The organism is Halorubrum sp. SS7 (genome assembly GCF_005435055.1).
Taxonomy (GTDB): Archaea; Halobacteriota; Halobacteria; order Halobacteriales; family Haloferacaceae; genus Halorubrum; species Halorubrum salinarum.
On record NZ_SGXV01000002.1, the window covers coordinates 53,148 to 72,220 of the forward strand.

The window sequence follows — 19,073 nt, forward strand, 5'->3', positions numbered from 1 at the left end:
ACATCAGCAATAATCTACCGGCGGATCCGATGCTCGTCGGTTCTACGCGAAGCGCAATTCAAAACCACCGAACATATTCGCCCCGGGCTGACGGTCGGGAGCGGGGACCCCGGGCCGAACCGGCCCGGCAGGTCAGAACGACTCGGCGACGGCGGCGACGACGGCGTCCTCGACCGCGTCGCGCTCGCCCGAGAGGAACTCGATTTTCCCCTCGCGGACGCCGGCGGTCGCGATGTCGGCGTTCGGCGCGAGCTCGGCGGCGCGCTCGGCCACGTCGCGGACGGAGACGTCCGCGGTCGTGCGCACGTACAGCTCGTCGGTGCCGACGCCGACCGTCGCGAACGGCTCGCCGTCGGCGCGGCGCCGGTGGAGGTCGTCGAGCAGGAGCGGCGTCGGCGGGAAGTCGTAGCGGTGGGTGTAGCCGTCGGTGTCGAGCAGCGCGAACTCGACGCCGTCGACCGCCTCGGTCACGACGTTCGCGTCCGCGGTCTGGATCTCCGTCTCCAGCTTCTCGCGGAACTGCTCGGAGACGTGCGCCGCGAGGTTGCCGCCGTCCGAGAACAGGAGGTCGGCGATGAGCTCCCGCTTGTCCTGGTACGACTGGTAGTACGCCTCCAGCGCGACCGCCTCGCGGAGCTCCGCGACGCGCTCGGCGTCGTAGCCCGCGTCGCGGGCGAGGTCGACGTAGCGGTCGGGGGCGTCCGCCCAGTAGCTCACGGCGGGCAGGTGTCGCAGGTCCTCGCGGACCTCGCCGTTGATCGCCGACGCCAGCGAGGCGACGAGCGCGCCCGTCGAGAGCGTCTCGTCGCCGCCCACGTCGGACAGCTCCGGCGAGACGAGCGTGTCGACCGCGTCCCGGGTCTCCGGGTCCGCGACCGCGGCGTCGACGACGACCGCGTCGACCCCGTACACCGACAGCAGGTCGATGCCGTCGGCGGACTCGGTCGTCGAGCCCGCGCCGACGAGCAGGAACAGGGGGAGCTTCTCGTCGTGGCGGTCGCGGTCCTGGAGCATCCGCGTCGCGTCGTTGGTGGCCGCGTCCATCCCGTACACCGGCTCGTCGAGCGGGCGGCGGGTGAAGTAGTGGTACTCGGCGTCGCTCTTCGCGTGCTCGTCGCGGATCAGCGGGAGCACGGCGCGCTCGACCGCGGCGCCCGCGACGTAGCCGTCGGCGGTCGCCGGGTGACGGACGACGATCGGCCGCGATTCGAGGACCGCCCGGCGGACCGCCTCGGCCGCGTCGAGGAGGCCGTCGGCGAGTTCGGCGACCGTCTCGTCGCCGGCCAGCGGCTGGAGGCCCTCCGGCCGCGCCTCGTCCGTGAGCGCCTCGGCCAGGCGGCGGCGGACCGCCTCGGCCGCCTCGCCGTCGAGGAGGGCGAGCGCCTCGGACTCGACCTGGATGTCGCCGCGGTGGCTCTCGACTTCCCCGTCGACCCGCACCGCGTCGCCGACCTCGACGTCCGGGTGCGCCCGGACGCCCGGCTCGACGAACGCCGCCACGTCGACGGCGCCCGTCTCGTCGCTGACCTCGAACACCGTCGGGCCGCCGGTCTGACGGACGCCGACGACCTCGCCCTCGATCCGGACCACGTCGCCGACGGCGTCCCCGAGCGTCTCGATCGATACGCGCTCCGGTTCCGCGTCGTCCTCGTCGGTCTCGGCCTCCGGCGTCTCCTCGTCGTCCGCGGTCGCGACGTCGTCGGTCTCGGGCTCTGTGGCCTCCGTCTCGTCGGCGGATTCCGTGTCACCCTCCGCCTCGTCGTCGGGTTCGGCGGTCTCGGCGGATTCAGGCGCCTCGTCTTCCGGCGCCGCCGTTTCGGTGCCGGCGTCGGCCTCGGTGGACTCCTCGGCCGCCTCGTCGTCGCTCTCGTCGGTCGGCTCCGCGCTCTCGGCGGACTCATCGGTCGTCGGCTCGTCGTCGCCCGCGTCCTCGTCGGGGAGGCGTTCCCCGGAGGACTCCTGGACGAGGACGCCGCGGAACTCGCGGTCGGCCTGCCGGATCGACCAGGCGAGGTCGACGTTGCCGTTGTCGCGGACGCCCTTCACCTGGACGAACACGTCGTCGCCCGGCTCCCAGCTGAGGCTGTCGAGCCGGCGGTCGAGCTCTGAGCGGTGGAGCAGCCCGGTGACGCCCGGCGCGAGGTCGACGAACACGCCGAACTCGGCGTACCCGTCGACGACCCCCCGGTAGAACCGGCTCGGAACCAGGTCTTCGGGGGAGTCGCCGCGGAAATCGAACACGACGTCTTCCTGGTGCGAGTCGCAGACGCGACCGCTCCCGACGTCGGTGCCACAGATGATACAGGATCCCATTTGAGTACACCGAGAGTCTCGGGCCTAAAACGGTTGTCGAAAGCCCGCTGGCGGCGGCGCGAGCGCCCGGCGCGTCACGCGCCGAGCAGCGTTCGCGCGGCGGCCACGGCGCGGTAGCCGACCCCGTAGCCGAGCGCGGCCGGCGGCACCGCGGCGACGGCCGTCCGGAGCGGTCCCAGCCCGTGGACTTCCCGGAACCCGACGAACAGAAGCACCGCCGCGTACGCGCCGCAGGCGACCCTGAGCTCCGGGATCGCCGGGCCGGCCAGCGCCATCGGCGAGCTCGCGTACGCCACGGCCTGAACCGTCTCGCTCACGCCCCCGCGGTCCCGCAGGGCGAAATGTCCGTCGGCGATCTCCACGCTCGCGACGACGACGGCGACGGTCGCCGCCGCCGCGGTCAGGTGGAGGCCGACCGGCGCCGCCAGCGCGACCACGACGAGGAAGACCACGGCCTGCGAGAGCAGGGGGGAGGAGGGGACGACGGCGGGCATCGCGGCGGGGTCCGACGCGATCCACCCGAGCGTGAACGCCGCGGCGACCGCCACCGCGAACGTCAGCGCGGGCGCCTGGTCGCCGGGCGTGATCCCGTTCGCGAACGCCCGCCGCGGCCGGACGAGCACCTCGCCCCACGTGCGCGCTATCCCCCGCAGGCCGCGGGGTCGACCGCCCGACGAACCGCTCATCCGAGAGGTCACGCGGGTAGTTCGGCCGCGCGGAATAACCCGTTTCCGGTTCGGTCCCGTCCGCGGAGTCGGCCCGCGCGTTCGGGAGGCCGCCGCCGTACTTATCAGCGCTGATACGCGGCGCACAAACCCTTATATCGGCCCTCTCTGACTGTCGCTCGAATGGCCGCGTTCAGCACCGACGAGCGAGGGTTCACCCCGTTGGCGGGGACGGGGCTGCTGGTCGGGGTCGTCGTGCTGCTGCTCGCGCTCGTCGGCGCGGCGGTGTTCGGACTCATCGACGGCGTCGCCCCGCCGGACGCCGAGTTCGAGGGCCAACAGCAGAACGGCTCCCTCGTCGTCGTCGCGCTCGGTCCCGAGCCGGTCCCGGCCGAGGAGCTGTACGTCCGCGGCGAGGACCCGGACGGCAACGTCCAGTTCGGCGCGTGGCCCGGCGACGGGATCGTCAGACCGGGCGATCAGGTCGTCGTGCCCAACGCGACCGGCAACGAGAACTTCGAGGTCGTCTGGGAGCCCGTGGCGTTCGACACCCGCGAGACGCTCGGCAGCTACAACGGCGAGGACTCCGCGATACAGGAGTGGAGCGAGGAGAACGGGGGCGCCGCGGGCGGGGCCGTGGGCGTCTGAGACCGATCGTCGCTCGACTTCGGGGCGACGCCCGCCCGCGACCGCTCACTCGACCGCGACCCGCTCGCCGCGCTCGTCGGCGCGCTGGATCGCCGCGAGGACTTTCTGGACCTCGTAGCCGTCCTCGAACGACGGCTCGAACGACCCGCCCTCGGCGACCGCCGAGAGGAACTCGTAGCTCTCGTGGACGAACGTGTGCTCCCACCCGATCACGTGACCGGGGGGCCACCAGCGGTCGACGTACGGGTCCGACTCCTCGGTGACCAACACCGTCTCGTAGCCGCGGTTCCCCTCGCGGAGGACCTCCAGTTCGTTGAGTCGCTCCAAGGAGAACTTCAGGCTTCCCTCCGTCCCGTGGACCGCGACCGTGTGGTCGTTCTTGTGGCCCGCGGCGACGCGGCTCGCCTCGAAGGTCCCGGTCGCGCCGGACTCGTAGTCGACCTGCGCGCCGTACGCGTCGTCGACGGTCACGTCGCGGTACTCCGCGACGTTGCCGTCCTCGTCGTAGACCGGGCGCTCGTCGACGAACGTCGTGAGCCGCCCCGACACGCACTCGATCTCGCCGACGCGGTCGCCGACGAGGAAGTCCGCGAGGTCGATGGTGTGGGCCCCGAGGTCGCCGAGCGCGCCCGACCCCGCCATCTCGGCGTCCATCCGCCACGCCCACGGCGCCTCGGGGTCGACGAGCCAGTCCTGGAGGTACCGCCCGCGGACCTGTCGGATCTCGCCGAGTTCGCCGTCCTCGATCAGCCGCTTCGCGTGCCGGATCGCGGGGACGAACCGGTAGTTGAACGCGGTCCCCGCGGTGACGCCCGTCGCCGCGGCCGCGTCGCGCATCGCCGCCGCCTCCTCGACCGTCGGCGCGAGCGGCTTTTCACAGAGGACGGGGACCCCGGCTTCGAGGGCCGCGATCGACGGCTCGGCGTGGACGTGGTTCGGCCCGAGGTTGTAGAAGGCGTCCACCTCGTCGATCACCGCCTCCCAGTCGGTCGCGGTGTTCGCGAAGCCGAACCGCTCCGCCGCCTCGGCCAGCGCTTCCTCGTCGCGCCCGACGAGCGTGTGCCGCTCGACCTCGGGCGCGTCCGGGAAGAACATCGGGAGCCGCGCCAGCGCGTTCGCGTGCGCCTTGCCCATGAATCGATACCCCAGTACGCCGATCCGCAGTGGTTCGTCGGTCATTGTCGTGGATTCCTTGGTCGCCGCCTCACTCCGCCCAGTACGCGTCGCCCGGCTCCGTCTCGAAGACCGCGCGGTCGAGCACGTCGACCGCCTTCTCTAACCCCTCGCGCGCCGAGGTGAGCGAGTCCTCGTGTTCGATCGACAGCGCGCCCTCGTAGCCGACCATCCGGAGCGTCGAGACCACGTCCTTCCAGTGCTCCTCGCCGTGCCCGTAGCCGATCGAGCGGAACAGCCACGAGCGGTCGGCCTCCTCGGCGTAGCCCGTCGTGTCGAGGACGCCCTTCACGCGCGAGTTGGCCTCGTACACCCGCGTGTCCTTCGCGTGGACGTGGTGGATCGCGTCGCGCTCGCCCAGGAACCGGATCGCCTCCGTCACGTCGATCCCCTGCCAGTAGAGGTGCGAGGGGTCGAAGTTGGCGCCTATCCGCTCGTTGGTGGCCTCGCGCAGCGCCGCCATTCCGGTCGGCTCGTAGACGAGCATGTTCGGGTGCATCTCGATCGCCACGTCGACGCCGTGATGCGCGGCGTGTTTCGCTAGGTCGCGCCAGTACGGGACCGCCACCTCGTCCCACTGGTAGTCGAGCGCGTCGGCGTGCTCGGTCGGCCACGGCGCGGTCACCCAGTTCGGCGTCGAGTCGCCGGGCGCCCCCGCGGGGAGCCCGGAGAAGCAGGTCACCGCGTCGACGCCGAGCAGGTCGGCCAGCTCGATCGCCTCGCGCAGCTCGCGGTCGGCCGCCGCGGCCCGCTCCTCGTCCGGGTGGAGCGGGTTGTTGTGGGTCGCCAGCGCGGAGATTCGGAGCCCGTACTCGTCGAGCAGGCCGAGCAGCTCGTCGCGCGCCTCCCCGTCGCCGAGGAGCCGCTCGCGGTCGACGTGGTCCTCGCCGGGCCAGCCGCCGACGCCGAGTTCGACGGCGTCGACGCCGAGGCCGTCGAGGTACGCGGCCGCGTCGCCGATCGGTTCGCCGCCGAGGGGGACGGTCAGCACGCCGATGTCCATGCGCGGGCCTACACCGACGCCCCCGATAAGTGTTCAGGGAGCGCCGACGGGCGGGGCTCCGTCCGGCCGACCGGACGACCGCGCGGCCGTCTCCGTGACCGTGCGTTCCCGCCGCGAACCGCGTCGCTCCGACGCGAACCGCATGAGGTTTTAACGGGTGGAACGCGTATGACGGGACATGGGAATCCTCTCGCGCGCCTCCTACGTCGTCCGCTCGAAGGTGAACGCCCTCCTCAACCGGGCCGAAGACCCGACGGAGTCGCTCGACTACTCGTACGAACAGATGCGCGACGAGCTCCAGGACGTAAAACAGGGGATCGCCGACCTGACGACCCAGAAGAAGCGCCTGGAGATCCAAAAGCGCAAGCTCGAAGAGAACGTCGAGAAGCACAACCGCCAGGCCCGCGAGGCGGTCCAGCAGGACCGCGACGACCTCGCGCGGAAGGCCCTCGAGAAGAAGAAGTCGAAGATGAACCAGATCGAGGAGCTGGAGGGCCAGATCGCCGAGCTGAACAACACTCAGGAGCAGCTCGTCGAGAAGAAGAACAAGCTCCAGAACCGCATCGAGGAGTTCCGCACGAAGAAGGAGACGATGAAGGCGCGCTACGAGGCGGCCGAGGCCTCCTCCCGCGTCTCCGAGGCCATGACGGGCGTCGGCGACGAGATGGAGGACGTGAGCCGCTCCATCGAACGCGCCGAGGAGCGCACCGAGGAGATGGAGGCGCGCGCCGAGGCGATGGACGAGCTTGAGGACTCCGGCGCCTTCGAGGACGCGCTCTCCGACAAGGACAGCATCGACCGCGAGCTTGAGAGCCTCTCGACGGACAGCGAGGTCGACGCCGAGCTGGAGACGCTCAAGGGCGAGCTCGGGAAGGGCGAATCGGCCGACGACGGCGACGCCGTCAGCGACGAGGACGTCGACGCCGAGCTGGCGGACATCGAGTCGGAGATCGACGCGGACGACCTCGAAGCCGACCTCGACGGCGATTCGAGCGCCGACCTCGACGAGGAGCTCGACGTCGAGCTAGAGGAGTCGGAGTCCGACGCGGACGAGCAGCGGAACTGAGGTCCCGTCCCGCCCGCGGTCGGTCCCCGCGGTCCCCGCCTGCCGGTTCCCGTTTCCGAGCCGTTCAGTCCGAGGCCAGGCGCGCGCCGGTCCCCGCGCGGTCCTGGTCGGCGAGTCGGATCTCCCCGTCGGTCAGGTCGACGCCCGCGTACGGGTCCTCGGCGAGCAGCAGCGAGCCGTCGAGGTCGGCGTAATCGAGGAGCGGCGCGAGCTGCGCGGCGGCCGCGATGGAGGCGTTCGACTCGATCATACAGCCGCACATCACCTCTAAGCCGTGGGCCCGCGCGGCGGCGATCAGTCGCCGCGCCTCCGGGAGGCTCCCGGCCTTCATCAGTTTCAGGTTCGCGATGTCGCAGCGGTCGGCGATCGCGGGCACGTCCGCCGCGGTGACGCAGGACTCGTCGGCGGCGATCGGGAGCTCGGACCGCTCGTAGACGTAGCGGAGCCCCTCGGAGTTCTCGGCGGGAACCGGCTGCTCGACGAACTCCACGTCGCGGTCGGCGAGCCACGCGCTCTTCGCGACCGCCTCCTTCGGCGTCCACGCCTCGTTGGCGTCGACGCGGAGCCGGGCGTCGGGCGCGGCGTCGCGGACCGCGTCGATCAGCTCGCGGTCCCGGTCCGTGCCGAGCTTGATCTTCAACACGTCGTACCCGGCCGCAACGGCGTCGGCCGCCTTCTCGCGCACGCGGTCGGTCTCGTCGAGCCCGACCGTGAACGAGGTCTTCGGCGCGTCGCTCGGGTCGAGGCCCCACAGGCGGTAGAGCGGGACGCCGAGCCGCTTCGCCGCCAGGTCGTGGACGGCGATCGAGACGGCGCAGCGGGCGGCGGGGTTGCCGTTCACCACCTCCCGGAGCTCGGCCTCGATCTCGCGGACTGCGTGGGGGTCGCCGACGCGCTCGACCGCGTCGAGGAGCGCCGGCAGCACCGCCGTCACGGTGTCGGCCGTCTCGCCGTAGTGGGCCGACGGCGCCGCGCCGCCGACCCCGGTCATTCCCGCGTCGTCGGTGATCCGCACGACCACGTTCTCCGCCTCGGTCTGGGTGCCGCGCGCGATGGTGAACGGGTCGTCGAGCGGCAGCGAGACCCGCTCGAACTCGGCGTCGAGGCTCATCGGCCGCCGAGCCCCGCGTCGACGATTCCGTCCACGATCCGGGCCGCGCCGTCGCGGACGGGGTCGGCGGCCGGGACGCCGACCGCGTCGCCGAACTCGGTCACGGCCTCGGCGGCGGCCGCGTCGTCGCTCACGTCCTTCGTGTTGAGCGCGCCGGCGACGACCGCGGTCTCGTGAACGGGCGCCGCGAGGTCCTCGTAGAGGTCGACGTAGTCGGCCAGCGGCGGGAGGTCGAACGACTCGTAGCCGTGGACGACCTCGCGGCCCGCGGCGTGACAGAGGACGAGGCCGTCCGCCATCGAGCCGTGGAGGATGCCGCAGGTGACCGCGGAGTAGGCGGGGTGGACGATGCTCCCCTGCCCCTCGACGACGAGCAGGTCGTGGTCGTCGCCGACCTCGACGAGCATCTCCTCGACGGCGCCCGCGGTGAAGTCGGAGACGACGCGGTCGATCGGGTTCCCCCAGCCGGCGATCATGATCCCGGTCTGTCCGGTGGGGACGAACGCGGCGTCGATGCCGCGCTCGCGGGCGGCGGCGACGATCTCCAGCGAGGCGGTCATCTTCCCGACCGAGCAGTCGGTCCCGACCGTGAGCACCACGTCGGCGTCCACGTCGCCGGACGCCCCGGTCGCCACGCTGAGGTCGTCGTCGGGCTCCCGCACGTCGACGAGGTCGACGCCGTGCTCGGCGGCCAGCGCGGCCAGGTCCTCGTCCTCGTTCAGGAAGTAGTGGAGGCCGCTCACCACGTCGCAACCGGCCTCGATCGCGGCCTCGACGTCCGCGCGCCACGACTCGTCGAAGCCGCCGCCGATCGGCGCGATGCCGATGTATAAGGCGTCGAGGTCCGGCTCGGCCGCGGCGTGCGCGTCCGCGAACGACGAGACGATCGGCGCGTCGGAGACGTCGGCGACGTGGTCCGCCACGCGGTCGCCGGCGCGGTCGCGGTCGAGGACGGCGCACACCTCCTGGTCGCCGTAGCGCAGCACGCCGAGCGCGGTCTTCGCGCGGTCGGGGAACTTCTCGTGGGCGAGGACGGCGATCCGCTCGTTGTCCATGGTGGGTCGCTCGCCCCGGGAGTTCTTAAAAGAGTCGAGGGGTGCCCGAGCGAGACGACTGTACCTCGACGGCGCGTGCCTGTAAGCCGCCGGAGCGAAGCGGAGGCCGCGAGGAGCACGCGCGAGGGACGCGGTGAGCGCTCGAAGAGCGCGAACCGCGAGGCTGGGGAGGTGTGAGGCTGCGGTGCGGACCGGGGCGGGACTCAAAGGGGCAGCCGGGAGGCGGGCGCAGGCGACGCAAGCACTGGAAGGAGCGAACGAAGTGAGCGACTGAAGCGCGCAGCGAGCGTGCGCCCGCCTCCCGGCTGGGGCTTTGGAGGTGTTCGTCGCCGATCTACTGCCAGTTATTTATAAACGATCGACCGGCGACTACTCGAAAAGAACGACAGCGGACCCGAAAACCCGTATCAAGCGCTGCCGTCGACGAACTGGTCGGCGCCCTCGTAGAACCAGTAGCCGTTCTCGCGCATCGCCCGGCCGAGTTCCTGGTGGAACTCGACGAAGTCCGCGAACTCCTCCTTCTCGACGTGCTCGAAGATCTCCTCGACGGAGACGACCGTCTCGAAGTCGATCCGGATCGGGTGGTCACCGTACTGCTCGACGTACTCCGCCGCCGTGAGCGGGAAGTCCTCCTCCTCGTCGATCTTCTTCGCGAGCACGGCGTGGCCGTACTGCCGCATGCCCTCGCTCCCCTGCTCGCCGTCGGGGTCGTGTGGCCAGTCCATGTGGGGAAGTTCGCCGGATCGGGGATAGTGGTTTCGGATGCGGCGGTGACGGCCGACCGCGCTCCCGAGAGGTACTCGGTCGCACCGCGGACCGCACAAGACACTTCACGGCGCTCCGCTTCGCCCCCGGTATGCGCCGCAGAGCCCTCCTCGCGTCCGCGGCCGCCGCCTCGACCGCCTCACTCGCGGGCTGTCCTACCCCGCCGTGGACCGACGATCCAACCGAAATCGACGGCGCTGAGGTGACGTTCCGGCGCGAGTACGACGGCGAGATCGACGCTCCCGGGTCCGGCGGAAATGATGTCGCCGAGGTCCGCCGCCGCCTCGACGAGGACCCGCCGCGGCTGGTCGTGGCTGGCTCGCTCCTTGACGGACCCCGACGCTGCTATCGAGTCACCCTGTTCGAGGCCGCGCTCGACGACGGGATGCTCCGCCTCCGGCTCGTCTCCGAGGACGACCCCGACTCGGACGTCGACCGCTGTTCAGATGTCGCCGAACCCCACCCGTACTCGGTCGCCGTCGCGTTCCCCGAGGCGCCCGTGCCGGAGCGGGTCGTCGTGCGCCACGGCGACGAGACGGTGCTGGAAGAGCGCGTCTGAACCGTCCGAGCCCGCTCAGTCGTCGGCGGACGCGGCGCCGTCGCCCGCGGGCTCGATGCCGACCTCGATCTCTGCCGAGGCGGCCTTGTACTCCGGAATCTTGGCGCGCTCGTCGAGCACGTCGTTGGTGAGTCGGTTCGCGGACGCGGCCGCGAAGTGCGGCGTGGTCCAGACGACGCCCTCCTTGATGTCCTCGGTCACGTCGGCGCGGACCGTGATCTCGCCGCGCCGGGACTTCAGCGTCACGTGGTCGCCGTCCTCGATGCCGTACCGCTCGGCGTCGTTCGGGTGGACGTCGACGAAGTTCTCCGGGTGCTGCTTCGAGAGCGTGGGCGACCGGCGGCTCATCGTCCCGGTGTTGTAGTGCTCTTCGAGCCGCGCCGTGGTCAACACGAGCGGGTACTCCTCGTCGGGGGTCTCCTTCGGCTCCTGGTGGACGACGCCCTCGATGCGGCCGAGGCCGTCGTCGGTCTCGAAGGAGTCCTCGTAGAGGAACGAGTCGCCCTCGTCGCCCTCCTCGTAGCAGGGCCAGTGGATCCCGGTCTCGCCGAGCGCGTCGTAGGTCATCCCGTGCATGATCGGGCAGACCTCGCGCAGCTCCTCGAACACTTCTTCGGGGCCGTCGAAATCGAACTCGTCGCCGTCGAACAGCCGCGTGCCGACCTCACAGAGGATGTCGAGGTCGTGGCGCGTGTTCTCGTGGACCTTGTGGACGCCGCGCATGCGCTGGACGCGGCGATCGGTGTTGGTGACGGTGCCGTCGCGCTCGGCCCACGTCGTCGCCGGGAGGACCACGTCCGCGAGCTCGGCGGTCTCGGTCATGAAGATGTCCTGGACCACCATGAAGTCGAGATCCTCGCGGAAGCGGCGCTCCGTCTCGTTGCCGTCGGGCTCGCTCATGATCGGGTTCTCCCCCATGACGTAGAGCCCGTGGACGGTGTCGCCGATCGCGTGGGATATCTCGACGTTCGTCAGTCCGGGCTCTTCCGGGACCTCGAAGCCCCACACCTCCTCGACGCTCTCGCGCGCCTCGTCGTCGTCGACGAGCTGGTACCCCGGCAGGACGTTCGGCATCGCGCCCACGTCGCAGGTGCCCTGGACGTTGTTCTGCCCGCGCAGGGGGTTGACGCCGGTGCCGGGCCGGCCGAGGTTCCCCGTGACCAGCGCGAGGTTGATCTCGTTCTGGACGTTGTCGACGCCGCAGGTGTGCTGGCTCATCCCCATCCCGGTGAAGATGGCGGCGTCGTTGGCCATCGCGTACTTCTCGGCGGCGAGTTCGATGTCCTCCAGCGGGACGCCGCACTCCTCGGCGGCCGCCTCCACGTCGAAGTCCGCGAGCGTCTCCTTCAGGTGGTCGAACCCCTTCGTGCGCTCCTCGACGAATTCCTCGTCGATCCAGCCCGCGTCGGGCTCTTCCTCGTGACGGTCCAAGATCGTCTTGAGGACGACGTTCAGGAGCGGGATGTCGGTGCCGGGCTTCAGCTGGAGGTGCATGTGCCGGTCGGTGTCGTCGATCTCGAACGACCGGGTGGTCTTGTTCGCGTGCGGGTCGACCTGGATGACGGTCGCGCCCTCCAGGACGGCCTGCCGGAAGTACTGGCTGTTGGCGATCGGGTGCTGCTCGCCGGGGTTCGCGCCCTGGATCCACAGCACGTCCGCCGAGTCCTCTAAGTCGGCCATGCTGTTCGTCATCGCGCCCATGCCGAGGCTGGTGCGCAGCGCCCAGACGGTGGAGGCGTGACACATCCGCGTGCAGTTGTCCACCTGGTTCGTTCCGTACCGGCGCGCCAGCTTCTGGATGAGGTAGTTCTCCTCGTTGAACGTCTTCGAGGAGCCGAAGAATCCCATCCCGTCCGGACCGTGCTCCTCGCGGATCGACCTCATCTCGTCGACGACGCGGCCGAGCGCCTCCTCCCAGGTCGCCTCGCGGAACTCGCCGTTTTCCTTGATCAGCGGCTCCGTCAGCCGGTCCTCGTGGTCGACGACCTGCGTCGCCGCGCCGCCCTTGATACAGACGCTCCCCTCGTTCACCGGCGCGTCGCCCCACGGCATGAAGCGCATCTCGCCGGGCTCGTCGCCTTCGAGCACGCGGATCCCGCAGCCCACGCCGCAGTACGGACAGATCGTCTTCGTCGCGTCGTCCGGCTCACTGGACATCGCTCTCACCGCCCCCGTGTGTGTTCATACCACACGATCTATCGTCGGCGTCCATGAGTGTACCGGTGGTCTGGAGCCCCGGCGTCGCCGAACGCGCGGAGTCCGGTCGCCGCGCCGTCCGCTGCCGTACGACCCTCGTTAACAGCCGGCGTTTCAAAATTGCTAAGCATAATTATAATGGAAAAACATTTACTACGGATTGTTAACACGTTACAATTGGGATCAACATGAGAGCAGTTGTTTATCAAGGCCCGTACGAAGTGGCCGTCGAGGACGTGGACGAACCGGAGATCGAACACCCGAACGACGTCGTGGTCGACATCACGACCTCCTGTATCTGCGGGTCGGACCTCCACATGTACGAGGGGCGGACCGCGGCCGAGGAGGGGATCGTCTTCGGTCACGAGAACATGGGGATCGTCAGCGAGGTGGGCGACGCCGTATCGACGCTGGAGGAGGGCGACCGCGTCGTCATGCCGTTCAACGTCTCCTGCGGCTTCTGTCAGAACTGCGAGGAGGGGTTCACCGGCTTCTGTACCAACGTCAATCCCGGCTTCGCGGGCGGCGCGTACGGCTACGTCGCCATGGGCCCCTATCCGGGCGGACAGGCCGAGAAGCTTCGCGTCCCGTACGCCGACCACAACGCCCTGAAGCTCCCCGAAGGACGCGAACACGAGGACGCGTTCTCGCTGCTCGCAGACATCTTCCCGACGGGCTGGCACGGCACCGAACTGGCGAACCTCCAGCCCGGCGAGTCCGTCGCCATCTTCGGCGCCGGGCCGGTCGGGCTGATGGCCGCCTACAGCGCGAAGATCAAGGGCGCCGCCGAGATATACGTCGTCGACCAGGTGCCGAGCCGACTAGAGCTCGCGGAAGAGCACTGCGACGCCCACGCCATAGACTTCTCGGAGGGCGACCCCGTCGACCAGATCATCGAGGAACACGGCGGCATGGTCGACAAGGGGGTCGACGCCGTCGGCTACCAGGCGACGGACCCCGACGACGTCGACACTGAGACCGAGGACTACTCCTACCAGCCGGCCAAGGAGAATCCCGCGGTCGTGATCAACAACCTGATCCGGGTGGTCCGGCCGACCGGCGAACTGGGGATCCCCGGCCTGTACGTCCCGGAGGACCCCGGCGCGCCCGACGACATGGCCGCGCAGGGGCGGCTCGGCATCGACTTCGGGAAGTTCTTCGAGAAGGGGCTCAAGTGCGGCACCGGCCAGTGTAACGTGAAGGAGTACAACCGGTACCTGCGCGACATGATCATCGAGGGCCGCGCCGACCCGAGCTGGGTCGTCTCCCACCGGGTCGACCTCGAAGACGCGCCGGAGATGTACGAGGCGTTCGACGCCCGCGAGGAGGGCGTCACGAAGGTCCTGTTAGAGCCCTGAGACCGACCGCGTCGCGCCCCGAGAACCGCTATTTTTCCGCGCCCGCCGTCACGCCCTGAGCCACGCCTTCGGGTGGTCGCTCCGGAGGTGCGCTTGGTACTCCCGGACGAGCGCCGGGTACGAGTCAGCCACGCAGTGCCAGTCGCAGAGGTCGCACTCCCGTTCCACTCCGTCGTCGTCGCCGCGGACGTGGCCGCCGCGTCTGTAGGTCGGCATTTGATGCTCCGTCGACTCGGGTCGCGCCCGCGTCTGAGTCGTGTACGCACTCACCACGGTTCAGGCTGTCGACGGCCGCCGCGCGAGGCCCGCCGCTGCGGGCGGCGGCCGGTCCCGCCGGGCGAAACGGGTATGTCACTCCGGGGCGTGGTGACGGCCATGTGTCAGTACTGTAACTGGGCCTTCCACGACGGGTGGGGGGAGCTCCTGAAGTACGACGAGACGTACCAGTCGGCGGTCGGCGCGGAGACGGAGTCGACCCACGGGTTCCACGACGAGTGGGACGACCTCCGGAGCGAACTGGGAATCTAAATCGGGAACACCGCACCGGGGTCCGCCGTCGGCCCGCCCTCGTCCGCCGCCAGCCCGCCCAACTCCTCGCGGATCCGCGCCTCGTCGAGGTCCTCGCCGATGAACACCAGCCGCGTCCGGCGGTCGTCGTCGGGGCCCCACTCGCCGATCGGTCCGGCTTGGACCGACGGGCCGGCCTGGCTCACGCCGATCACCTCGTCGGTGCCGGCGACGCGGACCACGCCCTTCGCCCGGACGATCGACCCGTCCCAGTCGTCCAGCCACTCGGCGAGCCCGCCCGGGTCGAGGGGGTCACTCGACCGGTAGACGAACGACCCGACTCCGTGGGCCGCGGCGGCGCCCTCCGGATGCGCGTGGTCGTGGCCGCCGCCTCCGTCACCCTCATGAGCTCCTCCTCCGTCCCCGTCGTGGTCGTGACCGTCCGCCTCCTCGTCGGCGATGGCGCGCTTCCACCCCGCCGACCCCTTCGCCGCCGCGAAGTCGAACCGGCCGGTGTCGAGCACCTCGTCCGGGTCGACCGCCGAGTAGGTGGTCCGGATCCGCTTCGCCCTCGGTCCCAGCCGCTCCGCGACCGACTCGATCCGGTCGAGCACGTCGTCGGGGACCATGTCGGTCTTGTTCACGAGGAGGACGTCGCAGAACTCGATCCCCTCGACGAGCACGTCCGCGAGCGGGCGGTCCGTCTCCGGCTGTGCGCCCCCCGGCAGCGTCTCGCCCGCGTCGAACTCCTTCCAGAAGCCGTACGCGTCGAGGACGGTCACCATCGTGTCCACCCGGAACCGCTCCCGGGGGTCGACCTCGCTGTCCGCCGTGCCCTCCGTGAACGCCCGCGCGATCGGCACCGGCTCCGAGATGCCCGACGACTCCACGAGGAGGTAGTCGAACTCCCGGGAATCGGCCAGGGCCGCGGCCTCCGAGAGCAGGTCGTCCTGAAGCCGACAGCAGATACAGCCGTTCGAGAGGTCGACGACCCCCTCTTCGTCGTTCTCGCGGGCGATCTTCTCGGCGTCGACGTTCACCTCGCCCATGTCGTTCAAGATGACGGCGATCCGCCGGTCCCCCGGGTTCGAGAGGAGGTGGTTCACGAGCGTTGTCTTCCCGGCGCCGAGGTAACCGCTGAGGACGGTGACCGGGATGCGCGCGTCTGTCATGTGTGCTACCAGTGACCACGGCTGTATGAAACGATCGATCGGGTGGGTCGGGGAACGTTCATCCGTCCCACCGCCGTACCGCGAGGCGATGGACCTGAGCGAGTCGACCGTGCGGGACCGCGCACGGGCGTACGCGGAGACGGAGCCGCTGTACGACGTGGAACGCCAGCACGTCGAGACGGTCCCGAAGACGTTCGCGAGCGACGAGTACGGGCGCCGCGACGCGCAGTGGATCGTCCGGTGGTACTTCCGGCGGTACCTCGGCGAGTACCCGGACCGGGAGCGGCGGGAGCGCGAGGACGCCTTCCGCGACAACGACTTCGGCGACGTGATCGACGCGCTCGACGCCGCCGTCGACGCGCTCGGCGCCGGGGACCCCGATGGGGACGCCCCGGTCGACGAGGACCCCGACAGGGACGCCCCGGCCGACGAGGAACGCGACATCGACGCCGCCTTCTCGGCGCTCACCGCGCTCGACGGGGTCGACGTCGCGGTCGCGTCCGCCTTCTGTCAGTTCCTCGCCCCCTCGCGGTTCGTCGCGATCGACCGCCGGACCTGGGCGGTGCTGGCCGCGGCCGGCGAGCTCGACGGCGACTATCCGGACCCGCCGTCGGCGGCCGACTACCGGTGGTTCGACGACGCCTGCCGAGCCGTGATGGACCGGACCGGCGTCGACGCGTGGACGCTGTACCGGGCGCTGTGGCGGTCGTTCGAGGACGTTTCCGGAGGGAGTTCGTAGCGCTACTCGACGACCTCGACGACCGGGTCGCCCGCGATCAGGCGCGTGAGGAGGACGCGCGGCACGTCGGCGCGGTGGAGGATCTCTCCGGCGACCGCCCGCGCCGCGGCGGCGTCCGCGTCGTCGTCGACCTTGTTCACGATCGGAATCGCGGTCGCGCCGCTGGGCACGCCCTTCAGCCCGCCAGCCGGGCTCGCGAGGACGGTCGCCACGTCGGCGGGGCGGATCTCCGATCCCACCTCGCGATCGGTGATCGCGGCGACCTCCTCCGGCCGGTGGACGAGGTCGTCGGTGAGCGGCTCGCCGACGACGTGTGCGCTCGCGATCGGGACGACGACGTCCGCGTTCGACGGGATCTGCGGCTCGCGCTCGCCGGGGGCCTTGAACTCGCGGAGGCGCGCCCCGTCGGCCTTCACGAGCGTCGCGCCGGGCGCGGCGTCGGCGACCTCCGCGACGGTCGCGGTGTCGTACCCGAGGTATCGGTCCGACCGGTCGCGCTCGGGGACCAGCCCCAGCGGCCAGTCGCCCCCTCCGGCCTCGTCGAGCGCGGCCACGGGGTTCTCGGTCACCCGCACCGCGGCGACGCGGTCGTCGAAGATCGGTATCCGGACGCTCGCGGTCACGACCGCCCGGTCGAGCCGGTCTGCGAGCGCGAACAGCGTCGACTTCTTGCCGCCCGCGCCGACGACGCAGACGGTCGCGTCGCGGGCGTCGAGCGCGGTCGTCAGGTCCATGCCCGGCCGTTCGCCCGCCGCCGGGGTCACTCTAACGGTGGGTCGAGCGGGAGGCGGTCGGGCGGGCCTCCATCCGCGCGGCGAACAGATTGATACGTCTCCGCCGCGCAGAGCGCCTGAATGAGTCGGAGCCGCATCCGCGTCCTCCGGGTCGACCTCTCTGCGGGCGAGACCGCCCGCGAGCGCGTCCCAGAGGGGTGGCGGCGCGACTACGTCGGCGGGAAGGGGCTTGGCGCGCGCTACCTCTACGAGGAGCTGTCGCCGGGGACCGACCCGACCGGCCCGGGGAACGTCCTCGCGCTCTTCGTCGGGCCGCTCGCGGGCTACCTCCCGGGCGAGACGCGCTACGCCGCCGTGACGAAGTCGCCGCTCACCGGCGGCTTCCTCGACTCGTACGCCGGCGGCGACTTCGCCGACCGCCTCGCGGGCTCGCTCGGCGACTGCCTCGGCCTGCTCGTGACGGGCGCCGCGGACCGCCCGGTGCGAATCGAGGTCGAGGGCGGGCGCGCACGGATCGAGCCGAGCGACGCGTGGGGCGACGACGCCGCCGAGACGGCCGCGCGGTTCCCGGACGCCGGCGTCGCCTGCGTCGGCCCGGCGGGCGAGCGCGAGACGGCCTACGCGACGGTCGCGAGCGACGGCGGCGACCACCACGCCGGCCGCGGCGGCGCCGGCGCGGTGATGGGCTCGAAGCGGTTGAAGGCGGTCGTCGCGCGCGACCCGCCACCGGCGGTCCCGGACGACCTCGCGGCGCTCCGCGACCGCGACGCCGCGGCGTACGGCCGCGACCCGATCGGCGAGTGGCAGGCCGCGGGCGAGACGGTCGAGACGGTCGACTACGCGAACGAGGTCGGGATCCTCGCGGCGGAGGGGTGGACGGCGACCGGCTTCGACGGCGCCGACGACATCGGCGTCGAGGCCGCGCTGGAGCGCGCGACGGGACGCGAGGGCGAGGATCAGTCCGTCTCAGGCGGCTTCCGGATCGACACCCCGGACGGCGAGGTGGTCCCGCGCGGCGCGGCGCCGATCACGCTCGGCGCGGGGCTCGGGATCGACGACTTCGACCGCGTCGTGGAGCTCTGCGGGCTCTGCGACCGGCTCGGTCTCGACGTGATCGGCGCTGGCAACGCGGTCGCGTGGGCGGTCCGCGCGGGCGAGGCGGGGGTCGTCGACTGTCCCGTCTCGTTCGGCGACGCCGACGGCGCGGAGCGGCTGCTGGAGTCGATCGCGGCCCGCGAGCCGTCGTCGGGACTCGCCGTCGACCCGGACCTGCCGGACGCGCTCGCCGACGGGATCGACGCCGCCGTCGACCGGTTCGGCGGCGCGGCCCTCGTGCCCACGGTGAAGTCGATGGCGCTGCCGGGGTTCGACCCCCGCGCCGCCGTCGGGGTCGCGCTCGCGTACGCGACGAGCGACCGCGGCGCGTGCCACCGCCGGGCGCGGCCGCAGGACACCGAGCCCCTCGCCCGTCCGGACCGCTCTCCCGCCGATCAGGTGCGGGACGTGGTGGGCGAGCAGAACGCCCGCTCCGTGCTGTGGAGCCTCGTCGTCGACGACTTCGTCGGGGAAGCGGTCTGGGCCGACCTCGGTGCGGAGTGGCTCGCGGCGGTCGACCACCCCGCGGTCGACCCCGCCGGGCGCGACGACGACGACGCGGACGACCCGGTCGACGCGCTCGCGAGGACCGGCGAGCGGATCTGGACGCTCGCGCGGCTGTTCAACGCCCGCGAGGGGTTCGACCGCGCGGACGACGCGCTCCCCGAGCCGCTCCGCACGCCCGCCGCGGACGGGACGCCCGGGGTCGACGCCGACGCCTTCGACCGCCTGCTGGACCGCTACTACGCCGCGCGGGGGTGGGGCGAGCGCGGCCTCCCGACGCCAGAGACGCTCGACCGCCTCGGCCTCGCGGGGGTCGCCGACGACGCGACCCCGCTCGACGAGCGGCCGATCGACCCCGCGGCGGCCCGTTCGGACGACTAGCGGGCGGAGGAGAACGGGTCACCGACCGG

At 71.3% G+C, this 19,073-nt stretch carries 18 protein-coding genes; 7 read left to right on the forward strand and 11 right to left on the reverse strand.

Annotated features, from left to right (window positions below):
- Positions 1 to 132: 132 nt before the first annotated feature.
- Together EXE44_RS02675 and EXE44_RS02680 are read right to left on the reverse strand one after the other, a co-directional pair.
- Entirely contained in the window at positions 133 to 2,313 is a 2,181-nt protein-coding gene (locus EXE44_RS02675; protein WP_137715856.1) for an OB-fold nucleic acid binding domain-containing protein, read from the reverse strand.
- A gap of 74 nt (positions 2,314 to 2,387) precedes the next feature.
- Positions 2,388 to 2,999 (reverse strand): YIP1 family protein, encoded by a 612-nt coding sequence (locus EXE44_RS02680; protein WP_137715857.1) that lies wholly within the window; start codon positions 2,997 to 2,999, stop codon positions 2,388 to 2,390.
- 162 nt (positions 3,000 to 3,161) lie between these two features.
- Here EXE44_RS02680 and EXE44_RS02685 point away from each other — a divergent pair, with 162 nt between their 5' ends.
- Positions 3,162 to 3,626, forward strand: a complete 465-nt coding sequence (locus tag EXE44_RS02685; protein ID WP_137715858.1) for a type IV pilin — start codon at positions 3,162 to 3,164, stop codon at positions 3,624 to 3,626.
- Positions 3,627 to 3,671: 45 nt separating this feature from the next.
- Here EXE44_RS02685 and EXE44_RS02690 read toward each other — a convergent pair whose 3' ends face one another.
- Entirely contained in the window at positions 3,672 to 4,805 is a 1,134-nt protein-coding gene (locus EXE44_RS02690; protein WP_137715859.1) for a Gfo/Idh/MocA family protein, read from the reverse strand.
- A gap of 25 nt (positions 4,806 to 4,830) precedes the next feature.
- On the reverse strand, positions 4,831 to 5,802 hold the full coding sequence (locus tag EXE44_RS02695; RefSeq protein ID WP_137715860.1) for a sugar phosphate isomerase/epimerase: 972 nt from the start codon (positions 5,800 to 5,802) through the stop codon (positions 4,831 to 4,833).
- Between the two features lie 178 nt (positions 5,803 to 5,980).
- On the opposite strand from EXE44_RS02695, the gene EXE44_RS02700 reads away from it, so the two are divergent.
- A complete protein-coding gene (locus tag EXE44_RS02700; protein WP_137715861.1) occupies positions 5,981 to 6,868 on the forward strand; it encodes a PspA/IM30 family protein in 888 nt (295 codons plus the stop codon).
- Positions 6,869 to 6,932: 64 nt separating this feature from the next.
- Here the strand turns inward: EXE44_RS02700 and EXE44_RS02705 are convergent, their stop codons facing one another.
- The 3 genes from EXE44_RS02705 to EXE44_RS02715 form a co-directional block, all read right to left on the reverse strand.
- The gene (locus EXE44_RS02705; RefSeq protein WP_137715862.1) at positions 6,933 to 7,979 is read right to left on the reverse strand and encodes a dipeptide epimerase; all 1,047 of its coding nucleotides are present in this window, start codon (positions 7,977 to 7,979) and stop codon (positions 6,933 to 6,935) included.
- Positions 7,976 to 9,034 carry a DUF1611 domain-containing protein gene (locus EXE44_RS02710; protein WP_137715863.1) on the reverse strand — a complete coding sequence of 353 codons (1,059 nt, stop codon included), beginning with the start codon at positions 9,032 to 9,034 and terminating at the stop codon, positions 7,976 to 7,978. Before EXE44_RS02710 ends, EXE44_RS02705 begins: the two co-directional genes overlap by 4 nt.
- A 407-nt stretch (positions 9,035 to 9,441) precedes the next feature.
- Positions 9,442 to 9,759: a DUF5785 family protein gene (locus tag EXE44_RS02715; protein ID WP_121562556.1), complete on the reverse strand. Its 318-nt coding sequence runs from the start codon at positions 9,757 to 9,759 to the stop codon at positions 9,442 to 9,444.
- Between the two features lie 131 nt (positions 9,760 to 9,890).
- On the opposite strand from EXE44_RS02715, the gene EXE44_RS02720 reads away from it, so the two are divergent.
- Entirely contained in the window at positions 9,891 to 10,358 is a 468-nt protein-coding gene (locus EXE44_RS02720) for a hypothetical protein (RefSeq protein WP_137715864.1), read from the forward strand.
- Positions 10,359 to 10,373: 15 nt separating this feature from the next.
- On the opposite strand, the gene fdhF is transcribed toward EXE44_RS02720, so the two are convergent.
- A complete protein-coding gene (fdhF, locus tag EXE44_RS02725; RefSeq protein ID WP_137715865.1) occupies positions 10,374 to 12,515 on the reverse strand; it encodes a formate dehydrogenase subunit alpha in 2,142 nt (713 codons plus the stop codon).
- Between the two features lie 227 nt (positions 12,516 to 12,742).
- On the opposite strand from fdhF, the gene EXE44_RS02730 reads away from it, so the two are divergent.
- Positions 12,743 to 13,912: a glutathione-independent formaldehyde dehydrogenase gene (locus EXE44_RS02730; RefSeq protein WP_137715866.1), complete on the forward strand. Its 1,170-nt coding sequence runs from the start codon at positions 12,743 to 12,745 to the stop codon at positions 13,910 to 13,912.
- A 48-nt stretch (positions 13,913 to 13,960) separates the two neighbouring features.
- On the opposite strand, the gene EXE44_RS20645 is transcribed toward EXE44_RS02730, so the two are convergent.
- Complete coding sequence (locus EXE44_RS20645) at positions 13,961 to 14,128, reverse strand: hypothetical protein (protein WP_173230192.1); 168 nt, start codon at positions 14,126 to 14,128, stop codon at positions 13,961 to 13,963.
- Positions 14,129 to 14,287: 159 nt separating this feature from the next.
- Here EXE44_RS20645 and EXE44_RS20650 point away from each other — a divergent pair, with 159 nt between their 5' ends.
- Entirely contained in the window at positions 14,288 to 14,440 is a 153-nt protein-coding gene (locus tag EXE44_RS20650) for a hypothetical protein (RefSeq protein WP_166377178.1), read from the forward strand.
- On the opposite strand, the gene EXE44_RS02740 is transcribed toward EXE44_RS20650, so the two are convergent.
- Complete coding sequence (locus tag EXE44_RS02740; RefSeq protein ID WP_137715868.1) at positions 14,437 to 15,591, reverse strand: GTP-binding protein; 1,155 nt, start codon at positions 15,589 to 15,591, stop codon at positions 14,437 to 14,439. The two genes, EXE44_RS20650 and EXE44_RS02740, sit on opposite strands and share 4 nt — an antisense overlap.
- A gap of 88 nt (positions 15,592 to 15,679) precedes the next feature.
- On the opposite strand from EXE44_RS02740, the gene EXE44_RS02745 reads away from it, so the two are divergent.
- On the forward strand, positions 15,680 to 16,330 hold the full coding sequence (locus EXE44_RS02745) for a hypothetical protein (protein WP_137716098.1): 651 nt from the start codon (positions 15,680 to 15,682) through the stop codon (positions 16,328 to 16,330).
- 2 nt (positions 16,331 to 16,332) lie between these two features.
- On the opposite strand, the gene yqeC is transcribed toward EXE44_RS02745, so the two are convergent.
- Positions 16,333 to 17,064, reverse strand: a complete 732-nt coding sequence (gene yqeC / locus EXE44_RS02750; RefSeq protein WP_137715869.1) for a selenium cofactor biosynthesis protein YqeC — start codon at positions 17,062 to 17,064, stop codon at positions 16,333 to 16,335.
- A gap of 120 nt (positions 17,065 to 17,184) precedes the next feature.
- Here yqeC and EXE44_RS02755 point away from each other — a divergent pair, with 120 nt between their 5' ends.
- A complete protein-coding gene (locus tag EXE44_RS02755) occupies positions 17,185 to 19,044 on the forward strand; it encodes an aldehyde ferredoxin oxidoreductase family protein (RefSeq protein WP_137715870.1) in 1,860 nt (619 codons plus the stop codon).
- Positions 19,045 to 19,073: the final 29 nt, after the last annotated feature.

Coding starts and splice junctions, on each gene's coding strand:
- EXE44_RS20645 (WP_173230192.1), bottom strand. CDS start 14,128: ATGCCGACCTACAGACGCGGCGGCCACGTCCGCGGCGACGACGACGGA.
- EXE44_RS02700 (WP_137715861.1), top strand. CDS start 5,981: ATGGGAATCCTCTCGCGCGCCTCCTACGTCGTCCGCTCGAAGGTGAAC.
- EXE44_RS02745 (WP_137716098.1), top strand. CDS start 15,680: ATGGACCTGAGCGAGTCGACCGTGCGGGACCGCGCACGGGCGTACGCG.
- EXE44_RS02715 (WP_121562556.1), bottom strand. CDS start 9,759: ATGGACTGGCCACACGACCCCGACGGCGAGCAGGGGAGCGAGGGCATG.
- EXE44_RS02710 (WP_137715863.1), bottom strand. CDS start 9,034: ATGGACAACGAGCGGATCGCCGTCCTCGCCCACGAGAAGTTCCCCGAC.
- EXE44_RS02675 (WP_137715856.1), bottom strand. CDS start 2,313: ATGGGATCCTGTATCATCTGTGGCACCGACGTCGGGAGCGGTCGCGTC.
- EXE44_RS02690 (WP_137715859.1), bottom strand. CDS start 4,805: ATGACCGACGAACCACTGCGGATCGGCGTACTGGGGTATCGATTCATG.
- EXE44_RS02695 (WP_137715860.1), bottom strand. CDS start 5,802: ATGGACATCGGCGTGCTGACCGTCCCCCTCGGCGGCGAACCGATCGGC.
- EXE44_RS02705 (WP_137715862.1), bottom strand. CDS start 7,979: ATGAGCCTCGACGCCGAGTTCGAGCGGGTCTCGCTGCCGCTCGACGAC.
- EXE44_RS02730 (WP_137715866.1), top strand. CDS start 12,743: ATGAGAGCAGTTGTTTATCAAGGCCCGTACGAAGTGGCCGTCGAGGAC.
- EXE44_RS02685 (WP_137715858.1), top strand. CDS start 3,162: ATGGCCGCGTTCAGCACCGACGAGCGAGGGTTCACCCCGTTGGCGGGG.
- EXE44_RS20650 (WP_166377178.1), top strand. CDS start 14,288: ATGTGTCAGTACTGTAACTGGGCCTTCCACGACGGGTGGGGGGAGCTC.
- EXE44_RS02755 (WP_137715870.1), top strand. CDS start 17,185: ATGAGTCGGAGCCGCATCCGCGTCCTCCGGGTCGACCTCTCTGCGGGC.
- EXE44_RS02740 (WP_137715868.1), bottom strand. CDS start 15,591: ATGACAGACGCGCGCATCCCGGTCACCGTCCTCAGCGGTTACCTCGGC.
- EXE44_RS02720 (WP_137715864.1), top strand. CDS start 9,891: ATGCGCCGCAGAGCCCTCCTCGCGTCCGCGGCCGCCGCCTCGACCGCC.
- fdhF (WP_137715865.1), bottom strand. CDS start 12,515: ATGTCCAGTGAGCCGGACGACGCGACGAAGACGATCTGTCCGTACTGC.
- yqeC (WP_137715869.1), bottom strand. CDS start 17,064: ATGGACCTGACGACCGCGCTCGACGCCCGCGACGCGACCGTCTGCGTC.
- EXE44_RS02680 (WP_137715857.1), bottom strand. CDS start 2,999: ATGAGCGGTTCGTCGGGCGGTCGACCCCGCGGCCTGCGGGGGATAGCG.